Source organism: Novacetimonas hansenii JCM 7643, from assembly GCF_000964405.1.
Lineage (GTDB): Bacteria > Pseudomonadota > Alphaproteobacteria > Acetobacterales > Acetobacteraceae > Novacetimonas > Novacetimonas hansenii.
On sequence record NZ_BANE01000211.1, the window covers coordinates 1 to 4,701 of the forward strand.

Annotated in this window: 7 protein-coding genes and 1 pseudogene; 7 read left to right on the plus strand and 1 reads right to left on the minus strand. The window is 52.1% G+C overall.

Annotated features, from left to right (window positions below):
• The first annotated feature begins 159 nt into the window (after window positions 1-159).
• From B7G66_RS13225 to B7G66_RS18790, 7 genes and pseudogenes are all read left to right on the plus strand, one after another.
• The gene (locus tag B7G66_RS13225) at window positions 160-429 is read left to right on the plus strand and encodes a type II toxin-antitoxin system CcdA family antitoxin (RefSeq protein ID WP_003619000.1); all 270 of its coding nucleotides are present in this window, start codon (window positions 160-162) and stop codon (window positions 427-429) included.
• Window positions 430-433: 4 nt separating this feature from the next.
• Entirely contained in the window at window positions 434-745 is a 312-nt protein-coding gene (locus B7G66_RS13230; protein WP_040510622.1) for a CcdB family protein, read from the plus strand.
• Between the two features lie 116 nt (window positions 746-861).
• Window positions 862-1,374 (plus strand): hypothetical protein, encoded by a 513-nt coding sequence (locus tag B7G66_RS13235; RefSeq protein ID WP_003618996.1) that lies wholly within the window; start codon window positions 862-864, stop codon window positions 1,372-1,374.
• A gap of 66 nt (window positions 1,375-1,440) precedes the next feature.
• On the plus strand, window positions 1,441-1,623 hold the full coding sequence (locus B7G66_RS17505; protein WP_141313046.1) for a hypothetical protein: 183 nt from the start codon (window positions 1,441-1,443) through the stop codon (window positions 1,621-1,623).
• Window positions 1,624-1,724: 101 nt separating this feature from the next.
• Entirely contained in the window at window positions 1,725-2,474 is a 750-nt protein-coding gene (locus tag B7G66_RS13240) for a hypothetical protein (protein ID WP_003618995.1), read from the plus strand.
• A 517-nt stretch (window positions 2,475-2,991) separates the two neighbouring features.
• Window positions 2,992-3,507, plus strand: a complete 516-nt coding sequence (locus tag B7G66_RS19105) for a GIY-YIG nuclease family protein (RefSeq protein WP_003618993.1) — start codon at window positions 2,992-2,994, stop codon at window positions 3,505-3,507.
• A gap of 249 nt (window positions 3,508-3,756) precedes the next feature.
• Window positions 3,757-4,508: pseudogene (locus B7G66_RS18790) on the plus strand (IS5 family transposase); the annotation flags it as partial.
• 61 nt (window positions 4,509-4,569) lie between these two features.
• On the opposite strand, the gene B7G66_RS13260 reads toward B7G66_RS18790, so the two are convergent.
• On the minus strand, window positions 4,570-4,701 hold a 132-nt coding region (locus tag B7G66_RS13260), incomplete at its 5' end, for a DUF3363 domain-containing protein (protein WP_148424800.1).

Genomic DNA, 4,701 nt, shown 5'->3' on the forward strand with positions numbered 1-4,701 from the left:
ATTCGGAGAAACAGCGGACAGCCTTCATTTCAGGGGATGCAAGCTCCTTATCGCCCCGATCGCACCTAGTCGGTCAGGAGCGAAAAAATACTTGCATGGTGTGGTAGACCACCTACATGATCTGGTTATGCGCATGGCATGCGTATGAGGAGTCGAAACATGGTCGCCACTTTCACCCGTACCACGCATTACGACCGGACAGCCCCCCGACGGCCGGTCAATCTGTCGCTCAATGCCGATCTGCTGGCCCAGGTTCGTCAGGTCACGCCAAACCTCTCTGCAACGGTCGAGACCCTGCTGGGTGATTATCTTCATGCCGCACGTGAAAAACGCGAAGACGAGCAACGGCAACTGGATAGCGTGATCGACGTGGTGAATGCACTGCATGCGCGACACGGCTTCCTGAGCGACGAATTCTCAACACTCTGAACCGATGCCGCAATTCGCCATCTACCGAAACCCCGGTCGCAATCGGGACATTCCCTTTGTCGTGCAAATCCAGAGCAGCCGACTGGAGCGAAGCGGGGGCCGCGTAGTCATGCCGCTGGTGCGGCGATCCGCCGGTAAGCCATCAGGCCATCCACTAACACCGCATCTTCTCGTCGAAGGTGAGGACGTTTTCGCCAATCCGCTCGATCTGGCGACCGTTCCCGTCGAGCGGCTTGGCACAGTTCTGGGCATTCTACCTGAACGGGAACAGGATGCGATCATCCGTGCGCTGGACGAACTGGTCAGCCGGGCATGACTACATTCCACTTCCACCGCCTCCCGGACAGGTAGGTACGAGTTTGGCTTTTCGTAATACGGAGATAAGTGCCTAATCGAAAACTGCAGTAGTGTACAAACGAAACGGATCAAATAATGACGTTCAAGACCGCTGAAGACATTCTGAACCCCGACTCTCGTTTTGCCGATCTCTGTGTCTTTGAAAACGGCGTGCCCCGTCAAATAACCATTGAAGATCATCATCGCGCACTGGCGACCATTGGCCTTTCGGGGGATGTCCCGATTGAAGTGGTGACGGCTTTTGATCGTGCTCGAAACACGGCACTCTACGCCTTCTTTGATTATGATCTCTTCGTGGTTAGTGAACTGCAGGTGGTAGGTGCCTTCGAATTGGCACTAAAACATCGATTCATCAGGCAGGGAAGAGCGGTTCGTGGGACGTTGCGGACACTCATCAATAGCGCGAGGAAGGAAGGCATTCTGCCCGCGCAGGCAGTCTATAGTGCAGCGCTCTCGGATCCCATTGAAGCCCTGCTTCTCATACGAAACGAATTATCCCATGGTACGTCCGACACTCACTCGCCGGGAATGGCGCTTGAGGTGTTAGCGGCCTGCGCGTGGTGGATTGATCATATATTTCCGGCTTAATTTGGCTGACTAATTGCCGTCGGGTAGGCCCGTCCCACTCTTGACACTCCAGCCCCGGAAACGGATATGAAATACCATGAAGTTCCTATTGCAGCACTGATTGCCCCTGGATGTAAAGCTCTAAGGCCAAGTATCGAATGCAAAATAAAAAAATATAGTTACGCTTTAGAGGAAATCTTGGGAGTTGTTTATTTCAAAGGTTCAGAATCTGAGATATTCAAAATTGCCTTGATACTTATGGATATGTAGTCAGATAATCTCCAATTCGCTCCAATGACCGTGACAATATCCTTTCAATCAAATGGTCTCTGGAGAGACGTGAACAGTCAAACTGCCATGGAGTGTTTCTTTTGAACAAAAGTGTCGCGTGGTTTGTGAAGTTTTTTGAAGAAGAGCAACATGCCGACCAGTTCATGTCGGGGCATCTTCACCTGAAGGTTCTCAGTTACTTCAAGGCCTTGGAGGATGACGATGGTGGCCGTCAGGATAAACATGAAGCAGTGTCTCACTGGCTGCAGCCAAATCAAATTAATATTACGATTCAGCCCCTCAATGGTGGTTCAGCGTTTACAATTCCCAGTGAAGACTTAGCGGGACCCATTGCCATCTCACTGGATATATTCGACTCCATGCATGTGTTCTGTATGTATGCTGTTGGAAATATCGGTTTCGAGATCGTAGATGGCCAACTCGATTTATCATTAGAAGACATCGATTTAGCCAATGAGCAGTTAAAGTTTGATGCACGGTGCTTGGAGTTTGGTAAGTGGGCTGTGGTAGTTTCTGCTGAAATTTTCATGGAACGCCTGCAATCAGCCATGGCCGAGCAGAATTTTAAATTTATGACGGGTCTGGTGGAATACTATGATGACAAGACTTTCCACGGACAGTTTACTCTCAAGCAGACCCCTTTCAGAAAACAGCAGAGGTTTGACTATCAGAAGGAGTTTCGTGTGTGTGTCTTTCCGAGAGAGATCAACATGATGACGGCAGGCCCAATGAATTTAAGCATCGGTGATTTGTCATCCGGGTGTACCAAAATGTCGGCAGATGACGTAATGACGGCATTCAAATTGACGACAACATCGGCATCGAGGTAATCAGATGGCCCGCTGCAAGTAATAACCTAACCCTGTCTTCCGCGAGAGAATGCGCATCGTCTCTTGAATTCTGGTCACGGAAGACGATCCTTAGAGGCATTAACAGAGCCCTAGACGGCGAGGTACAGGTGTCGGGGAAATTGCTTGCCTTGGGCCGTCAGATGATACGCTTTAAGCGTCGGTTGCTGTACAACTATGGTGAAGTTGTTTGGACTAAACTGGGCGATGGCTGGTAAACCTAGTTCATTCGAGCGGGTACAGCCCGCCATGGCCACGTTGCCAAGAGAGCCTAGCCGCAGCAAAACACATGGCGTTTGTCACCTTGGACAACGCCCAAAACTGGCTTCTGGAGTTCGAGGAACGACAGGCACATGAGGCATCGCCAGTGGCGCCGTAGTGTAGTAACGGAAAGTAACACGGTAGACGCAGGACGCGGACATGTTAGCGTATATTACCGAGACGCTTTATGTGCCGCCTCATTGGCAAAGCGCCCCCAGCGAGGTTGGAGCACATACAAATGGCAGTGTATTTCCTTACGGAACTGGAGGATTCATCAGACCACTTCGTGGTAAAAATTGGGTATTCAAAGGATATTTCTGTCCGAATTTCACAGCTTAGCACCGGAAATCCACGAGGACTTGTGCTTATGGGTTACGTAAAGACCTCTGATCGCGATGAGGATAGAGTTATTGAATCACGTTTTCATGAAATGTTTTCTGATCGTAGGCGAAAAACTACGGAGTGGTTCAATATTTTACCAGAAGACGTCCTCGCCGCGCTGCACTGTTATTCTCCCACTGCATATTTGGCGGTCGGGTGCAATCCGTTCGAAATAGTCTCATACGATCGGAAAGGTATACCGGAATTTGCCGACCCATGGCGTTGGCAAAACGTGGAACCAGATGAATTCTGCCCTGCATGCGGATGGGCATGTGGCTGGGCTTATAGCGAGAATTGGGGCTGCAACGTATGCATTGAGTGTGGGGCTAACGAAATTCAGTACGAAGATGCTGCACGATTCAGGTGTAATTGACCCGCATAGAGGCGGTATCAAACTAAAGGGTACCGAGTATTTCCTTTTGCTAGCCACCAGCTGAATACCATGCGTGGCGCTTCCCACTACAGCTTTGTCCTGACAACTGAATCCCATTTCATCAGTCTCAGATAAGCACCTTGAAGGGCCTAGGTTCTGTTGACAAAAGGTCTTTTCAGACTGGCCTGGACGTGATTCAACGCTGGCCTTTGCGGAGACCTGTGAATGCGCGGCGACCTGACGGACGAGGAATGGGCGATCATTGGCGGCCTGCTGCCGCCTGAACGTGGCCGCTGGTCGAGACCGGCACAGGATAATCGTCTGTTTCTCAATGGAATGCTTTATGTCCTGCGTGTCGGTTGCCCATGGCGGGACATGCATGAGCGCTACGGAAAATGGAACTCGGTCTATGTCCGGTTCCGTCGATGGACTGAGCAAGGCGTCTGGGATGCCTTGCTGGAAACACTGGTTGAACTCGGTCTGACCGATGACTGGCAGCACATGATCGACAGCACGATCGTCCGGGCTCACAGCCAGGCGGCTGGCGCAAAAGGGGGACTCATAAGGAAGGCTTTGGTCGAAGCCGCGGCGGCTTTACGAGCAAGATCCACGCCCGTGCTGACGGTCAGGGACGCCCTCTTGGTTTCGAGCTGACGGGTGGCGAAGTGTCCGATTATACCGGCGCCGATGCCCTGCTGTCTCTGCCAGTCGCCACACCGCACGGGCTTCTGGCAGACAAAGGGTATGACAGTGACAGAATACGGGAGAACCTGTTGTTTCGGGGTATCCTGCCCGTAATCCCGCCACGTTCGAACCGGACACAGGGCATTCCCTGCGATTTCCGCCGATACCGTGACCGAAATCGTATCGAAAGGATGTTCAACAGGCTCAAGCAGTTCCGCCGTATCGTAACCCGTTATGACAAGACGAGGAAATCCTTCCTCGCCTTTCTCAACCTCGCCGCAGTCAAGTTGTGGCTACCGTCTTTTGTCAACAGAACCTAGTGACGGTGGTCCGGATCGAAAGTCGTGGAAGCCCTGCCAGCCCTAGCAGCCAAACGATTCACAAACCCAGCCCCCTGTTCCGGGTGAAGCTCCAGTCGATCCCGCCATCGTCACGCGCGACGCCGGAGACGTGCCTGCCCTGCTGTCTCTCCAGCGAGGGCGTCCAGGGCACGAGCTGGAACTGAAGCCC

What these genes read in the sequence shown, in the direction of transcription:
- B7G66_RS13225 (WP_003619000.1), top strand. Translation starts at nt 160, where the DNA reads ATGGTCGCCACTTTCACCCGTACCACGCATTACGACCGGACAGCCCCC.
- B7G66_RS13230 (WP_040510622.1), top strand. Translation starts at nt 434, where the DNA reads ATGCCGCAATTCGCCATCTACCGAAACCCCGGTCGCAATCGGGACATT.
- B7G66_RS13235 (WP_003618996.1), top strand. Translation starts at nt 862, where the DNA reads ATGACGTTCAAGACCGCTGAAGACATTCTGAACCCCGACTCTCGTTTT.
- B7G66_RS17505 (WP_141313046.1), top strand. Translation starts at nt 1,441, where the DNA reads ATGAAATACCATGAAGTTCCTATTGCAGCACTGATTGCCCCTGGATGT.
- B7G66_RS19105 (WP_003618993.1), top strand. Translation starts at nt 2,992, where the DNA reads ATGGCAGTGTATTTCCTTACGGAACTGGAGGATTCATCAGACCACTTC.